Annotated in this window: 16 protein-coding genes; 6 read left to right on the top strand and 10 right to left on the bottom strand. The window is 55.6% G+C overall.

The window, feature by feature from the left end; translation table 11 throughout:
• Positions 1 to 3 precede the first annotated feature (3 nt).
• The gene (gene pldA, locus AOY23_RS19990; protein WP_054181010.1) at positions 4 to 873 is read right to left on the bottom strand and encodes a phospholipase A; all 870 of its coding nucleotides are present in this window, start codon (positions 871 to 873) and stop codon (positions 4 to 6) included.
• A gap of 167 nt (positions 874 to 1,040) precedes the next feature.
• Between pldA and yigI the strand changes: the two genes are divergently transcribed.
• Positions 1,041 to 1,508, top strand: a complete 468-nt coding sequence (yigI, locus tag AOY23_RS19985) for an acyl-CoA thioesterase YigI (RefSeq protein WP_049847183.1) — start codon at positions 1,041 to 1,043, stop codon at positions 1,506 to 1,508.
• Between the two features lie 51 nt (positions 1,509 to 1,559).
• Positions 1,560 to 2,453, top strand: a complete 894-nt coding sequence (gene rarD / locus AOY23_RS19980; RefSeq protein WP_054181009.1) for an EamA family transporter RarD — start codon at positions 1,560 to 1,562, stop codon at positions 2,451 to 2,453.
• A gap of 38 nt (positions 2,454 to 2,491) precedes the next feature.
• Here the strand turns inward: rarD and corA are convergent, their stop codons facing one another.
• From corA to lptM, 8 genes are all read right to left on the bottom strand, one after another.
• Positions 2,492 to 3,442: a magnesium/cobalt transporter CorA gene (corA, locus tag AOY23_RS19975; RefSeq protein WP_038160458.1), complete on the bottom strand. Its 951-nt coding sequence runs from the start codon at positions 3,440 to 3,442 to the stop codon at positions 2,492 to 2,494.
• A 149-nt stretch (positions 3,443 to 3,591) separates the two neighbouring features.
• On the bottom strand, positions 3,592 to 3,648 hold the full coding sequence (ysgD, locus tag AOY23_RS23280) for a YsgD/CorL family protein (protein WP_407830039.1): 57 nt from the start codon (positions 3,646 to 3,648) through the stop codon (positions 3,592 to 3,594).
• Positions 3,649 to 3,796: 148 nt separating this feature from the next.
• Complete coding sequence (uvrD, locus tag AOY23_RS19970; protein ID WP_152958651.1) at positions 3,797 to 5,959, bottom strand: DNA helicase II; 2,163 nt, start codon at positions 5,957 to 5,959, stop codon at positions 3,797 to 3,799.
• A gap of 83 nt (positions 5,960 to 6,042) precedes the next feature.
• Positions 6,043 to 6,759 carry a 5-amino-6-(5-phospho-D-ribitylamino)uracil phosphatase YigB gene (gene yigB, locus AOY23_RS19965; RefSeq protein WP_054181007.1) on the bottom strand — a complete coding sequence of 239 codons (717 nt, stop codon included), beginning with the start codon at positions 6,757 to 6,759 and terminating at the stop codon, positions 6,043 to 6,045.
• Positions 6,759 to 7,661, bottom strand: coding sequence for a tyrosine recombinase XerC (gene xerC / locus AOY23_RS19960; protein WP_054181006.1), 903 nt, complete (start codon positions 7,659 to 7,661; stop codon positions 6,759 to 6,761). Before xerC ends, yigB begins: the two co-directional genes overlap by 1 nt.
• On the bottom strand, positions 7,658 to 8,365 hold the full coding sequence (locus AOY23_RS19955; protein ID WP_054181005.1) for a DUF484 domain-containing protein: 708 nt from the start codon (positions 8,363 to 8,365) through the stop codon (positions 7,658 to 7,660). The genes xerC and AOY23_RS19955 overlap by 4 nt, the downstream gene beginning before the upstream one ends.
• Positions 8,362 to 9,186, bottom strand: a complete 825-nt coding sequence (gene dapF, locus AOY23_RS19950; protein WP_054181004.1) for a diaminopimelate epimerase — start codon at positions 9,184 to 9,186, stop codon at positions 8,362 to 8,364. Before dapF ends, AOY23_RS19955 begins: the two co-directional genes overlap by 4 nt.
• 35 nt (positions 9,187 to 9,221) lie before the next feature.
• A complete protein-coding gene (gene lptM, locus AOY23_RS19945; RefSeq protein WP_038160441.1) occupies positions 9,222 to 9,425 on the bottom strand; it encodes an LPS translocon maturation chaperone LptM in 204 nt (67 codons plus the stop codon).
• 137 nt (positions 9,426 to 9,562) lie between these two features.
• On the opposite strand from lptM, the gene cyaY reads away from it, so the two are divergent.
• Positions 9,563 to 9,883 (top strand): iron donor protein CyaY, encoded by a 321-nt coding sequence (gene cyaY / locus AOY23_RS19940; RefSeq protein ID WP_054181003.1) that lies wholly within the window; start codon positions 9,563 to 9,565, stop codon positions 9,881 to 9,883.
• An 18-nt stretch (positions 9,884 to 9,901) separates the two neighbouring features.
• Here cyaY and cyaA read toward each other — a convergent pair whose 3' ends face one another.
• On the bottom strand, positions 9,902 to 12,448 hold the full coding sequence (gene cyaA, locus AOY23_RS19935) for a class I adenylate cyclase (RefSeq protein ID WP_054181002.1): 2,547 nt from the start codon (positions 12,446 to 12,448) through the stop codon (positions 9,902 to 9,904).
• Between the two features lie 375 nt (positions 12,449 to 12,823).
• Here cyaA and hemC point away from each other — a divergent pair, with 375 nt between their 5' ends.
• The 3 genes from hemC to hemX are packed head-to-tail and all read left to right on the top strand — an operon-like array spanning position 12,824 to position 15,720.
• On the top strand, positions 12,824 to 13,765 hold the full coding sequence (hemC, locus tag AOY23_RS19930; RefSeq protein WP_054181001.1) for a hydroxymethylbilane synthase: 942 nt from the start codon (positions 12,824 to 12,826) through the stop codon (positions 13,763 to 13,765).
• Positions 13,762 to 14,502, top strand: a complete 741-nt coding sequence (hemD, locus tag AOY23_RS19925) for a uroporphyrinogen-III synthase (RefSeq protein ID WP_054181000.1) — start codon at positions 13,762 to 13,764, stop codon at positions 14,500 to 14,502. The genes hemC and hemD overlap by 4 nt, the downstream gene beginning before the upstream one ends.
• Positions 14,503 to 14,523: 21 nt before the next feature.
• A complete protein-coding gene (gene hemX, locus AOY23_RS19920) occupies positions 14,524 to 15,720 on the top strand; it encodes a uroporphyrinogen-III C-methyltransferase (RefSeq protein WP_054180999.1) in 1,197 nt (398 codons plus the stop codon).
• Positions 15,721 to 15,722: the final 2 nt, after the last annotated feature.

Raw genomic sequence — 15,722 nt, 5'->3', positions numbered from 1 at the left:
GTTTTAAAACAGATCGTTGAGCATAACGCCAACGCCGACGCGCGTCTGGTTAAAGTTGTAATCGATCAACGATTCGCCATAGCCACTATAAACCTGAGTATAAACACGCACATGCTTCGTGATGGGGTAACTGACGCCCACTTCCGCACCGCCATAGCCTGTATTCCAGTTGTACTGGCCCTGCGCGCTGAGCACCGCATCACCAAGCTGATAGCCGATTTTCAGCCGGTAATAGCCCATGTATTTAGCGATATCCGGGTTATCGTTGGTGCTGCCAATCACATACCAGGGTTTTACTTCCACCAGCCAGTTGCCGTTCTGCGCCATCAGGCGGGTATAGAGACGGTTCCAGCTACGGGAAGTCGGGTCGGAACGGCCGTTCGAGTCGTGGTTGTAGCCGAACTCCACGTCACGTAACGTCCAGCCGGCAAAGGAATAGTCGGTGGCAAAACCGAGAAACAGCTGAGGTTCATAGTTAGTTTCACGAAACGGCGCGGACTCTTTGCTGTTAGAAAGCTGCCACCACGAGCGTTGCGTATACGACGCCCCCAGCACGGAGTTATCGCCCAGAATGCCGCGCCAGAGCGGAAAGGCCAGGCTCAACTGGAATTTCACTTCATCTTTGCGTGCATTCTCCGACCAGTCGTAGCTACGAATCGCTTCTTTGTTCAGATCGCTGGTCCAGGTGTAGAGCAAATAGTTGCTCTCGTAAGGATAAAGCGTAAAAGGATTATCGTGCTCCTGCAGCAGATTCGCGATGATGCTACCGCGAACCGCAGGCGCGTCATGTACTTCCTTAATTGTCGCTTCCTGCGCGAGGGCTGAAAATGACAGCCCGACCATTGTCAGCAGCCAACCCAGAAAAATACGCATCGCTTCTGTTCTCCCGAACCTTAGATTATTTGCCAGAGTTATTATTCTGCGCCTCATTCTACAGACTTACATGACACAACGCTTGCCTGAATATCCTTTCTTAACAGTGGAAATCAACAATTGATAATCATAAAATCAACATTTCATTAACTAACGGATAAGCTGTTATGTCTGCTGAATTAACCGCCGAAGCGGTACTCAACATGGTGGGCGAAATCTTTGTGTATCACATGCCGTTTAACCGTGCACTGGGCCTGGAGCTGGAACGCTACGAAAAAGAGTTTGCGCAATTGAGCTTTAACAATCAGCCGATGATGGTCGGCAACTGGGCGCAAAGCATTCTGCACGGCGGCGTGATTGCCTCCGCGCTGGACGTGGCGGCAGGTCTGGTTTGCGTGGGTAGCACGCTGACACGTCACGATACCATCAGCGAAGAAGAGCTTCGCCAGCGTCTGTCGCGGATGGGGACGATTGATCTGCGCGTGGATTATCTGCGGCCGGGGCGCGGCAATCGTTTTACCGCGACCAGCAGCCTGCTGCGGGCGGGGAACAAAGTCGCCGTGGCGCGCGTGGAGTTGCACAACGAAGAACAAGTGTACATCGCCAGTGCAACGGCAACTTATATGGTGGGTTGAGTCACATTTTTCGGGTAAAATCCCTTCACTTTTTTGCAAGGAATTGAACCGATGGATGCTAAACAGACGCGGCTGGGTGTGTTGCTTGCACTCGCCGCTTATTTTATCTGGGGTATCGCACCAGCCTACTTCAAACTGATTTATTACGTTCCTGCTGATGAAATCCTCACGCATCGGGTCATCTGGTCATTTTTCTTTATGGTGGCGCTGATAAGCCTCAGCCGTCAGTGGCCGCAGGTCAAAAAACTGCTGCATACGCCAAAGAAGATTTTCCTGCTGGCGCTGTCGGCTGTGCTGGTCGGGGGAAACTGGCTGCTGTTTATCTGGGCGGTGAATAATCACCATATGCTGGAAGCCAGTCTCGGCTACTTTATCAATCCGCTGGTGAATATCCTGCTGGGGATGATTTTTCTCGGCGAGCGTTTTCGTCGGATGCAGTGGGTGGCCGTTGCGCTGGCAGTGTGCGGCGTACTGGTTCAGTTGTGGACGTTTGGTTCGCTGCCGATCATCGCCCTTGGGCTGGCGTTCAGTTTTGCCTTTTACGGCCTGGTGCGGAAGAAAATCGCGGTGGATGCGCAGACCGGCATGCTGGTTGAAACGCTGTGGCTGTTGCCAGTGGCGGCTGTCTATCTGTTTGGCATCACCGACAGCGCCACCAGCCATATGGGGCAAAACCCGATGTCGCTTAATCTGCTGCTGATGGCGGCAGGGGTGGTGACCACCGTTCCACTGCTGTGCTTTACCGGCGCCGCAACGCGTCTGCGTCTCTCCACACTCGGCTTTTTCCAGTACATTGGCCCGACGCTGATGTTCCTGCTGGCGGTCGCATTCTATGGCGAAACACCGGGCGCAGATAAAATGGTGACATTCGCGTTTATCTGGGTCGCGCTGGCTATTTTCGTGATAGATGCTGTGTATACGCAGAGACGAGGACGTCAGAGCTAGAAGATGGGCGGGTAAGCGCAACGCCACCCGCCCGTTTTTTACAGCCAGTTCTTGCGCTTGAAGTAAAGGTACGGCGCCAGCCCGGCGAGGATCATAAAGATAATCGCGCCCGGGTAGCCAAAGCTCCACTTCAGCTCCGGCATAAACTCGAAGTTCATCCCATAGCTTGAAGCCACCAGCGTCGGCGGCAGGAATACCACAGAAACTACCGAGAAGATCTTGATGATGCGGTTCTGCTCGATGTTGATAAAACCCATCGCCGCCTGCATCAGGAAGTTCACCTTCTGGAACAGCGATTCGTTATGCGGCAACAGGGATTCGATATCTCGCAGGATCTCGCGTGCCTGCTCCAGTTGACCAGCCGGAATGCGCGCTTTACGCACCAGAAAGTTCAGCGCGCGCTGGGTATCCATCAGACACAGGCGAACCTTCCAGCCGATATCTTCCAGTTCCGCCAGCGTGGAGAGCGGCTCGTCGTATTCATCACCCTGATGGCCTTCCATGATGACGCGACTCAGCTTTTCCAGATCGCTGTAAATATTTTCAATTTCATCCGCCAGCTGTTCGATTTTGGTTTCGAACAGATCCAGCAGCAGTTCATAGGCGTTGCCGTCGACCATTTCCTGGCTGCGGGCGCGCATACGATAGAGACGAAATGCCGGTAGTTCACGTTCGCGCAGCGTGAAAAGACGCCCTTCGCGAATGGTAAATGCGACGGTGGAGTTACCGGCGTGGTCTTCCGCATCTTCAAAAAAGAAAAATGAGTGAATGTGCAGTCCGTCTTCGTCTTCAAAAAAACGCGCGGATGCTTCGATGTCTTCCAGTTCAGGTCGTGTCGCCAGGTTCTGGCCCAATTCCGTTTGCACACGGCTTCGCTCGTCATCGTCCGGCTCGACGAGATCCACCCATACGGAACTGGCCAGGTGTTTGATCTCATCCGCCTCAAGACGCGTTAAGCGGTTATTTTCCAGTTGAAATGCGCTCAGCATGACCGGGACTCCCAATGCAAAATATTATCGGACAGTTCGGAGGGCACACAGAAACGAATGGAGTTTCAGACCATTAAGTCTGACTCAGCGCGACGGGATAGAGACAGGTCGCCGACAACCGCTAAGGCTATCAGCATAAGAGGATAGCCTTAGGAGTTGTTCCTGATAGACAGGAAGTTGAGCCAGTATCTACTGGGTGTGTCCAAGGCGAATGTCCTCTTAGCGTAATCGTGCGCGCATGTTACGCCAGCAAAAATGCAGCGTCAACAGACAACGAAACGCCAGAGAGTATTAATTCCCCTCTGGCATATAAGGCTAGCAGATTATTACAAAAAAATGATATTTTTCTGAACGTTACACGGTTTCAAGGCGCGCGTAAGCGGCAACCAGCCATTTGATGCCCTGGCCCTGGAACGCCACCTGCAACCGGCTATGCTCACCGCTGCCTTCCAGATTGACGATAGTCCCCTCGCCAAACTTCGCATGACGCACGCGCTGGCCCAGCTTGTAGCCGGTATCGTTCTCCGTCACCGGCGTACCCAGACGCTGATGGCTGACCGGGCGGCTCACCGTCGCGCGTAACCGTACTTCTTCAACGCAGGCTTCTGGCAGTTCGCCGATAAACCGTGACGGACGGTGATACACCTCTTTGCCATACAGACGGCGCGTTTCGGCGTAGGTCAGCGTCAGTTTTTGCATCGCACGGGTTACGCCCACGTAGGCCAGACGGCGTTCTTCTTCCAGACGACCGCCTTCATCCAGCGACATCTGGCTCGGGAACATCCCCTCTTCCATACCGACGATAAACACCTGCGGGAACTCCAGCCCTTTTGCCGAATGGAGCGTCATCAGTTGAACAGCATCCTGCCAGGTATCCGCCTGCCCTTCACCCGCTTCAAGCGCGGCGTGAGACAGGAATGCCTGTAGCGGCAGCAGATCTTCGTCTTCATCCTGATAGCTGAACTGGCGCGTTGCCGTCACCAGTTCCTCTAAGTTTTCGATACGCGTCTGGCCCTTCTCGCCTTTTTCCTGTTCGTACATCATTCGCAGGCCGGAGTCTTTGATGACCCGGTCGGTCTGAACATGCAGCGGCATGTCGGCCGTTTCCTGCGCCAGCGCGTCAATCAGTTCCAGAAAACGCTGTAATGCGCTGGCTGCACGCCCGGCGAGGGCTTTTTCCTGTAACAGTTCGCGACAGGCCCGCCACAGCGTCAGTTGACGATCGCGCGACGCCTGACGCACCACGTCCAGCGTACGATCGCCAATGCCGCGCGTCGGGGTATTCACCACACGCTCAAACGCTGCGTCATCATTGCGGTTGGCGATCAGGCGCAAATAGGAGAGCGCATCTTTGATTTCCTGGCGTTCGAAGAAGCGCATACCGCCATAAATGCGATACGGCATACTCGCCTGCAGCAACGCCTCTTCCAGCACACGCGACTGGGCGTTGCTGCGATAAAGAATGGCGCACTGTTCCAGCGCGCCGCCGTTGTCCTGCCAGGTTTTGATCCGGTTAACCACAAAACGCGCTTCGTCCAGTTCGTTGAAGGCGCAGTAGAGAGAAATCGGTTCGCCATCGACCCCGTCGGTCCACAGCTTTTTACCGAGGCGACCGTCGTTGTTTTCGATCAGGGCGTTCGCCGCGCTGAGAATATTGCTGGTCGAACGGTAGTTTTGCTCCAGGCGGATGGTTTCCGCACCGGGGAAATCATTCAGGAAGCGCTGGATGTTTTCCACCTGCGCGCCGCGCCAGCCGTAGATTGACTGATCATCATCGCCGACGATCATCACTTTGCCGGTATCGCCCGCCAGCAGACGGATCCACGCGTACTGAATGTTGTTGGTATCCTGGAATTCGTCGACGAGGATATTGGTGAAGCGTTCGCGGTAGTGTTGCAGGATATGCGGCTTGTTGAGCCACAATTCATGGGCGCGCAGCAGCAGTTCGGCAAAATCCACCAGCCCGGCACGGTCGCAGGCTTCCTGATAGGCCTTATAGACATCTATCCAGGTTTGTTCCATGGGGTTACCGTAACTCTGGATATGATGCGGGCGCAGCCCTTCATCTTTCTGACCGTTGATGTACCACATCGCCTGACGCGGCGGCCATTGCTTCTCATCAAGGTTCATGGCTTTGATCAGGCGTTTCAGCAGACGCAACTGATCTTCGCTGTCGAGGATCTGAAAATCCTGCGGCAGGTTGGCATCCAGATGATGCGCACGCAACAGGCGATGCGCCAGACCGTGGAAGGTGCCGACCCACATGCCGCCCTGGGAGGTGCCCATCAATTGTGAAATACGATGGCGCATTTCCGCCGCCGCTTTGTTGGTAAACGTCACCGCCATGATCGAATACGGCGAGCTGTTTTCCACGCTCAGCAGCCAGGCGATACGATGCACCAGCACACGCGTCTTACCACTGCCCGCCCCTGCCAGCACCAGCATATTGGTGCGCGGCGCCGCCACGGCTTCACGCTGTTTATCATTGAGGCTGTCGAGCAGGTAAGAAACGTCCATTGGCACCGCCGAATATGTGTCGGGGACGGAAAGCGTGACGCTCTCCATCAAAACCCTGGGAATTTATACAGAACTGCTGGTGATTATATCAGCGTCGTGAGGGATGCCAACCGGGAAATTTCGATGTGCGGCAGCAGGCGACTGTCGTTGATTTGCATCAGCGAGCCTTCAAACAGGTTGATCCAGCACGCCTGCATGCCGCAGCGGATCGATCCTGCGACGTCTGTTGTCAGGTCGTCGCCAACGTGCAGGATCTGGCCGAGCGGCACATTTAAACGCTCCGCCGCCAGGTGGTACATATCGGCGAAGGGTTTGGAGCGACCGTCCGGGCCCGCGCGCAGCACAAACTCGAAGTAGTCGCTCAGCCCAAACAGCTCCGGCTGGGCGTTGCCGTTGGTGATCGCCACCAGCGGCCACCGTTTTGCCAGCGCGGCCAGCGTGTTGTGCGTCTCCTGCGGAACATCAATCCGGCTGCGCCATTTGGCGAAATTCACCATCGCCGCCGTCGCGCCAACCGACGCCTCTTCGGCGCTCAGGCCCGCCTGTAGCATGGCCTGTTCCACCGCCCGGCGGCGCCATTCCGTGACGTCGTGGTAAATATCCGGTTCGGTTTTGCGCAACGCATGTCGCAATTGTACAAAGTCGCTGCTCTCAAAACCGCTGAGCGCAGGATGATAATTTTGCAGAAACGCCAGCGATTCCTGCTCCGTTTTCAGGATCACCTGACGGTTATCGTAAAGGGTATCGTCCAGGTCAAACGTCAGTGCGGAAATCTGACCTAATGGGCGGTAAAAACGCATTATTTCCCCCGTTTGGCGCGTGGGTGCGCCGCATCGTACACCGAGGCAAGGTGTTGAAAATCAAGATGGGTATAGATTTGAGTCGTCGCCAGATTGGCGTGGCCCAGCAGTTCCTGCACACCGCGCAGATCACCGCTCGACTCCAGCATATGAGTGGCAAATGAGTGACGGAGCTTATGCGGATGCACATGGCTGTTCAGCCCCTGCTTAATGCCCCACTCGGCAAAACGCTTTTGCACGTTGCGCGCTGAAATTCGCTTGCCCTGTTTTGATATAAACAGCGCGTCATCATCGCCCCCGAACAGGCCGCGAAGATCAAGCCAGTGTTCAATCCACGTTACCGCGGTACGGCCGATGGGTAAGCGACGTTCCTTGCTGCCTTTGCCGACGACCCACACTTCTCCAGTGGTGAGATCAAGGCTTTTGATATTCAGATTCACCAGTTCAGACAGACGCAGCCCGGCGCCGTACATGATTTCCAGCATCGCGCGGTCGCGTACCGCCAGCGGGTCGTTAGGATCGATATCCAGCAACCGGTTAACATCATCAACGTCGATATTTTTCGGCAAATGGCGCGGCGCTTTTGGCGCGGAGACCGCTTTCGCCGGATTGGCGTTCAGTTCGCCCTGCCACACCATCCAGTCAAAGAAACTGCGTAGTGCTGAGAGCCGCAACGCCAGGCTTGCCGGGCCAAGACCTTTACGCCGACTGCGAACCGCAAAGTTACGCACCACAGCAACGTCACACTTTTGCCAACTGGTGATACCGGTATCGCCCGCGATCCGGATGATGGCATCAAGTTGTTGCCGGTAATCAAGTAAGGTGATGGGGCTGAGCTGTCGCTCAACGCCCAGATAGCGAAGGAAGCGTTCGACGGCGTCGTGCATTGAGGAATCGGTCATACGCGTTCAATCCAGCGCTCCAGCAGACCGGGCAGCATCAGCGCAATTTCATGCAACAGCTGGGTGCCCTGCCCCTGCTGATAGTGATGCGCATCACGGCTGCTAAAGAGGATAACGCCGAGATCGCTGTCGCTGCCAAGCATCGACATTGCGACAGAGCCGATGGCTTTCGCGTCCGGCAGAACGACCAGCAATTCCGGTCCGTTCAGTGAGCCAAGATAATGGCGTTCGTGGCCCAGTCGCTGGATACGCAGCGGTTCAAACGCCTGACGGGACAACGCCAGATGCGTGGCGCTGGTCGGCGCGCCAATGCGCCAGCGGTCAGGGAACAGACGAACCGACGCGCCAGCAAGGCCGAGATCCCGTGCCCAGCGGTGAAAGCGAGTCAGCATGTCATCGAGACTGTCGGCCGCCGCCAGACGGGTTTGCAGATGCAACAGGCGATAGAACAGGCTTTCGTTTGTCGTGGCCTGTTCCATTAACAATGAGATGTTTTCTTCCAGCGTGCTGATGTGGTTGCGCGCCCGCGCCATATGCCATTCCACCAGCGATACGGTGCCGCGAACCGGATGAGGAACCCGCATCTGCTCGACGAACTGCGCATTGCGGGTAAAAAATTCAGGATGTTGCAGCAGATACTCCACCACGGCGCGATCGTCCAGCGCCGTGACCACATCCTGCTGTTCTTCCCCGACTTGTTTCATAAATGGATAAACCCGTCGTAGACATGTGCCGCCGGGCCAGTCATAAACAACGGTTGACCCGGACCTTTCCAGGCGATATCAAGTCGCCCGCCTGGTAATTCCACGCGTACTTCTTCAGCCAGCAGCCCTTGCTGAATGCCAACAGCGACGGCCGCGCACGCGCCGCTGCCGCAGGCCTGCGTTTCCCCTGCGCCGCGCTCATAAACACGCAGGCGAATATGGTCGTGTTTGACCACCTGCATAAAGCCGATGTTAGCGCGCTCGGGAAAACGTTCGTGACTCTCCATCACCGGCCCCAGCGTTTCTACGGCCGCCGTGTCGACGTCATCAACCTGAATAACGCAGTGTGGATTGCCCATCGACACCACGCCGCACAATATTGTCTGCTCGGCCGCACGCATAATATAGGTCTTTTCCGCTTTGTTCGCGCGAAACGGCACCTGTGACGGCTCAAAGTTGGGCTCACCCATGTTTACCCGAACCAGATCGTCATCTGTTACGCTTAATACCATACGGCCATTCGCCGTACTGACGCGAATATCACGTTTATTCGTCAGCCCTTTCAGGCGCACAAAGCGCGCAAAGCAGCGCGCACCGTTGCCGCACTGTGAGACTTCGCTGCCATCAGCATTAAAAATACGGTAGTGAAAATCCAGCTCAGGATCGTACGGCGGTTCGACGATCAGCAACTGATCGAAACCAACACCGAGATGCCGATCCGATAACCGGCGGATCAGCTCGGGAGAAAAAAACACATTCTGCGTTACCGCATCGACGACCATGAAGTCGTTACCCAGACCGTGCATTTTAGAGAACTGCATCATCTACTCCATTCACGGGATTGAGAACGGAACCGTCAGTAATTCACCTGAGTCGGGCCGCCATTGTCGCCACGATCGTTACGATCCGGCGTAGAACTCTGAATTGTGCTATCAACCGGTTTTGTCGGCGGCGGTGCGGTTTTATCTGCCGGAGGGAAATAAAGCGGCCCTTTCAGTCCACAGCCGGTCAGGCTGAACATCGTCAGTAGTATGGCGAGCGTTCGGTAAACGTTTTTCATTCTAAAATGCCTGTTGTTCATGCTTTCTGTTTTCTATCATCGCAGGAGAAGACGTAAAAGCAAGCGTTTAGCGCCTAACTGCAACGCATTATGTTTCGCGTTATACTGCCGCCATCACTAAAAAATGGGAAACAAAAATGAACGACAGTGAATTTCATCGCCTTGCGGACAGCCTGTGGCTGACCATCGAAGAACGCCTCGACGACCGGGACGGCGACAGCGATATCGACTGCGAAATTAACGGCGGCGTGCTGACGCTCTCTTTCGACAACGGCAGCAAAATTATTATTAACCGTCAGGAGCCGTTGCACCAGGTGTGGCTGGCAACGAAACAGGGCGGCTATCACTTTGACCTGAAAGGTGATGAGTGGGTGTGCGATCGCAGCGGCGAAACGTTCTGGGATCTTTTAGAGCAGGCTGCCACGCAGCAGGCGGGAGAACCGGTCAGTTTCCGCTAAACGCGGTCTGGCGCGATCCTACGAAAAATACTGCTGCAGTAACGGCGCCGTGTTGTCCTGATCGATCGCGGCGGCCGTGCCAATCGCCTGGGTGCGGAACGGAATAACCTGTACGCGCCCGTCTATTTTCACAATCTGGTAGAACTGCGGCAGGTTGAAGTTAATAAAGCTGGAGCCGTAGGTAAAGCGGTCGTGAGACGATGAATAGAAGCGGCTGACGTCGCGAACCAGCTCTTCTTTACTCCCTTCGCAGTGGTGGTAGACCTCCGCCCGGTTTGTCTCATCCAGAATGTAAATATTAAAACCGTTGTCATCACTGGTATCTTCAAAGAAGAACTGGATGATCCCTTCGCTGGCGAAGCCGTCAACGACTGGCGGCAACTGAACCTGATTGGTTTCCACCTGAACGGACAGGCCGTGCAGTTTGTTATGCGAAATGGCGCCATAAAACTCGATGGCGTTTTCCAGCTTCTGAACTGATACGTTCAGACGCTCGAAGAACAGACCCCAGGTCTGCCCGGAGACACGCAGCGCTTTGAAGCGCCCGGTTTCCTGACGCGTACTGGAAAGGCGCAACTCGATACATTCAGAAACTAATTGCTGGACGCGGGTGCGGATCAGACCACGAAGGTGCTGGCTGTAGCAAAAGACTTCAACGCTGTCCGGCGGTGCGGCATCCTGGTGCATCTTGCCGAGAATCGTTTTTAACGCTTCGATCATCGCCTGCTCGCCGTTGAAATGCAGCGTACGCACTTCGTTCCACGAGTTGCGGTACAGCAGATCAATACTGCCAATCAGGCAGTTTTGCGCTTCGCCAAAGCTGAACACGTCCAGCTTACGGAAATCGAAATGCACTACCTGATTCCGGAACGCCGCCGTCGGATCGTATTCGAGGTTAACGATAATCGCCAGATGGCGGATTTCACAGGGGCTGTACAGCGCTTTTGGCGTCGGTGCGGGCAGGCGCAGCGGGAAGTGATGAGACACGTCTGCCACCATTTCCTGCAGTTTCGCTAAATCAACGAGACCGTTGCCCTTAATAAACAGGTGGGTGCGTGACGTCAGCAGGCCGTTAAACCAGGCCCAGGCCACCAGCTTATTAAGATAACGGTTATATTCCAGCGGCTGATGACTGACGATGGATTCCATGTTCGGCGCGCGGTTGTAGAGATACCAACCCGTACGGTTAGCACGGCCCGGCGGCACATAGATAAACGTCAGATTCGGCTCGGAAAGATCCGGGGAAATCTGCGGGTTCACCAGCGTCACTTTACCCGGTAAGGCTTCAAACGCGGCATACAGTTTCCGCGTCAGCACGCCGATATCCTGCGGACTGGCGGAGACGCTCAGGTTGTTACGGCGGGCGAAACGGATGAGGTTACGGTAGCTCTGCATCATCGCGTCGAGCAGCTCGTTATGCGCATTGCGCACTTCATCGATTTTCCAGTTCGCGCGGTTGTCGAGCATGGTCAGGCGCGCATCGTCCCAGCCCCACTCTTTCACTAACTGGGTGAGCACTTCACGACGCCAGCCGACGCAGGCACGTTCGCGGCTCAGTTTTTCGCACACTTTGAGATAGAAACAGCGGCGCACCAGATCAAGACGCGTTTCGTCTTCAATATTGACGAGATATTCGGTGACGCGCTCCAGCATCATGCAGTACGGGTCGAGACCAAACGAGATGATCTCGCCGTCGTGCAGGCGCTGTTTGATGTCTTTCGCCAGCAGGCGCGGGTTGGGGTATTCCCAGGAATAGGCTTCCAGCAGCAGGGTTTTCAACACCGCTTTGTACGGCGAGTCGATGCTTTTATAGAGCTGCCACAGGCTGGCGCCAAAGTACTCTTCCGCCGACAGCGAGCTGAGACCGCCAAGATCCAGCCACTCGTTCGGGGTCAGTACGCCCTGCGCGTACAGCGTCATTACATAATCGTCGTAATGCTCTTCTTCATCGCAGGGCACCATATTCCACAGAATACGTTTCCCGGCGAGACGCACGGCAGTACGGTAAAACTCGTCGAGCAGCAGGATGTGCTGCGTTGAACCGCAGTCCTCGCCGCCGAGGCTGCCGCTTTCATTATGGCGGAAGCGGTTTTCATCAATCAGGAAGAAACTGACCTCAACGCCCAACGACGCGGCCCAGCTTTCCAGCAGGCTGCATTTACGTTGCAGCAACTGACGCTCGTCGTTGTCGAGCCACGACTGGTGGCAGACCCAGATATCCAGATCAGAGGAACAGCTTTGCCCTACCGATGAGGTGCTGCCCATGGTGTACACGCCAGTGATCGGCAATTCACCCTGCGGGGTTTCCTGCCGCGGCATACCACGGTGCAATTCGAGTTCATCAAGGTAGTGGCGTTGGGTTTCATCAGGCGTGAAAAGGCAGATGCCAGAGGGAACGTTACCGTCAAGGTAACCCGGCATCAGCGGGTGATGATAATGCAGCAATGTCGGCAGTAGACTGTAGACCTGTTGGAATGCAGGCCCCATGGCAGCAAGCGCGCGATCCACACGCAATTGATTGATGGCATCCAGTCTCTGTTTAAGTGTCTCAATGTAGAGGTACAAGACATTTCGCCTGATGTTCAAACCCGGGTACCCAGGGCGATGAGCCGCCAGAGATACGATGTGGGTTTCAGTAATTCAACAAATACCGTTACCGTTTGTCGTCGTTTTCGTTTTGGTCGCGTTGACGAACAAATGGTCTAAAACGTGATCAATTTAACACCTTGCCGATTGACCGTAAAGAAAGATGCGCTACATACAAGTGTAGCATCAATTAATATACGAAAATTTCTGAAAGCGGTCCGGGCGGGGTTACGCAACTGATCGCATAACGACGAGACAATTCCGCTTCCCACTTCCCGCAAAAAACCGTGAAAACTGACATCCTTAAGGCAACAGTGTTAGGATGGTTGGTGGACGATTATGACGGTAACAAGCATGTTAGACAAAGTTTTGAGAATTGCCACACGGCAGAGTCCCCTCGCATTGTGGCAGGCACATTATGTTAAAAATAGCCTCATGGCCTGTCACCCCGGACTGGATGTCGAACTTGTGCCGATGGTAACCCGCGGCGATGTGATCCTCGATACCCCTCTGGCCAAAGTCGGCGGTAAAGGGCTGTTTGTCAAAGAGCTGGAGCTGGCGCTGCTTGAAAATCGTGCGGATATCGCCGTTCACTCAATGAAAGACGTGCCCGTGGAATTCCCCGAGGGACTTGGGCTGGTCACCATTTGCGAACGTGAAGATCCGCGCGACGCCTTCGTCTCAAATCACTATACGTCTCTGGACGACCTCCCCGCGGGCAGCGTTGTTGGCACCTCCAGTTTACGCCGCCAGTGTCAGCTTGCCGCTCTGCGTCCTGATCTGGTGATCCGCTCCCTGCGTGGCAACGTCGGAACGCGGCTGAGCAAACTGGACAACGGCGACTATGACGCCATTATTCTCGCCACCGCCGGGCTGATTCGCCTGGGGCTGGCGTCACGCATCCGCATGGCGCTGCCGCCGGAAACCTCATTACCGGCTGTCGGTCAGGGCGCGGTTGGCATTGAATGCCGCCTCGGCGACGACTGGACCCGAGCGTTGCTGGCACCGCTGAACCATACAGAAACGGCAATCCGTGTTAAGGCGGAGCGCGCCATGAACACGCGCCTTGAAGGCGGTTGCCAGGTGCCGATTGGCAGCTATGCTGAGCTCATTGACGGCGAAATCTGGCTACGCGCCCTGGTCGGCGCCCCGGACGGTTCGCAGATGGTGCGTGGCGAACGCCGCGGTAAACCGGAAGAGGCGGAACAACTGGGCATTTCGCTGGCGGAAGAACTACTGCAAAACGGCGCGCGCGCTATCCTGGCGGCGGTCTATGACGGAGAATCGCCTGCATGAGTATTCTGGTCACCCGCCCGTCTCCACAGGGAGAAGAATTAGTGAGCCGCTTGCGCACACTGGGGCGAGTGGCCTGGAGTTTCCCGCTGATCGAATTTACCCCCGGGCGGGAATTACCACAGCTTAGCGGCCTGCTGAATAACCTCAGCGAAAATGATCTGCTGTTTGCGCTGTCCCGCCACGCGGTGGCGTTTGCCGACGCGCAGCTACACCAGCAGCAGGCTCACTGGCCGCAGGCGCCTCACTATTTCGCCATTGGCCGCACCACGGCGCTGGCGTTACATCAGGTCAGCAGCAAAACGATTCGCTATCCACAAGATCAGGAAATCAGCGAAGTCTTGCTACAATTACCTGAATTACAAAAAATTGCGGGAAAGAAAGCGCTGATATTGCGCGGCAACGGCGGGCGGGAACTGCTCGGCGAAACGCTGCAATCGCGCGGCGCTGAAGTGACATTTTGCGAATGCTATCAGCGTACGGCAAAACACTACGATGGCGCGGAAGAAGCCATGCGCTGGCAATCACGCGGGGTGACCACGCTGGTCATTACCAGCGGTGAAATGTTACAACAGCTCTGGTCGCTGATTCCGCCGTGGTATCGTGAACACTGGCTACTACGCTGTCGGCTGCTGGTTGTCAGCGAGCGACTGGCGCACCTCGCCAGGGAATTGGGCTGGCAAGAGATTCAGATTGCCGAAAGCGCCGACAACGATGCGCTGCTGCGCGCGTTACAATAACTCTCAAAACTGGAAGCCATAATGACGGAACAACAACATTCCTCCGCCGTGGTTGAAGAGACCAGGGAGGCCGTGGAAACAACACCACAGCCAGAAAAAACCCCAGAACCGCAGAAAACGGCACCCAAAGGCAGTGGCAACAAGACCAGCCTGGTGCTGAGCGCTGTCGCCATTGCTATCGCGCTGGCGGCGGGCGTTGGCTTGTACGGTTGGGGAAAACAGCAGGCGGTGACGCAAACGACGGCGAATGACACCCTTGCTAATCAATTGATTGCTTTACAGAAATCGCAAGAAACGCAAAAAACCGAATTCGAAGGGATCATCAAACAGCAGGCAGATCAGCTGGCCGATGCGAAACGCCAGCAAGAGGCGCTGACGAAACAGCTCGACGAAGTGCAGCAAAAAGTCGCCACCATTTCCGGCAGCGACGCCAAAACCTGGCTGCTGGCGCAGGCGGATTACCTGGTCAAACTTGCCGGTCGCAAACTGTGGAGCGATCAGGACGTGACCACCGCGGCGGCGCTGCTGAAAAGCGCGGACGCCAGTCTCGCCGACATGAACGATCCCAGCCTGATCACTGCCCGTCGCGCCATTACTGACGATATCGCCAGCCTGTCTGGCGTCACACAAGTGGATTACGACGGTATTATCCTGAAGGTTAACCAGCTGGCGAATCAGGTCGATAACCTGCGTCTGGCCGATAACAACGACGACGACTCGCCGATGGATGAGGACGACAGCAGCGAACTCTCCAGCTCGCTCAGCGAATGGCGGGTGAACCTGCAAAAGAGCTGGCAGAACTTTATGGACAACTTTATTACCGTGCGTCGTCGTGATGAAACCGCAGTTCCGCTGCTGGCGCCGAATCAGGATGTCTATCTGCGTGAAAACATTCGTTCCCGCCTGTTAGTCGCGGCGCAGGCCGTGCCGCGCCATCAGGACGAAACCTACAAACAAGCGCTGGACAACGTCTCCACCTGGGTTCGTGCTTACTACGATACCGAAGACGCGACGACCAAAGGCTTCCTTGAAGAGATCGATAAGCTCAGCCAGCAGAGCATTTCCATGGATATCCCTGACACGCTGCAAAGCCAGGCGATTCTGGAAAAGCTGATGCAAACACGGGTGCGTAATCTGCTTGCTCAGCCCGCCGCGCCAGCCACAGCAGATGCTGCACCACAAGCTGACGCCCCGGCCGCGGCACCGCAAGGAGAATAATC

It is taken from the genome of Trabulsiella odontotermitis, from assembly GCF_001297775.1.
Classification (GTDB): domain Bacteria; phylum Pseudomonadota; class Gammaproteobacteria; order Enterobacterales; family Enterobacteriaceae; genus Trabulsiella; species Trabulsiella odontotermitis.
The sequence above is the reverse complement of the archived record's forward strand: the minus strand, read 5'-3'. Positions and strand labels throughout refer to the sequence as shown.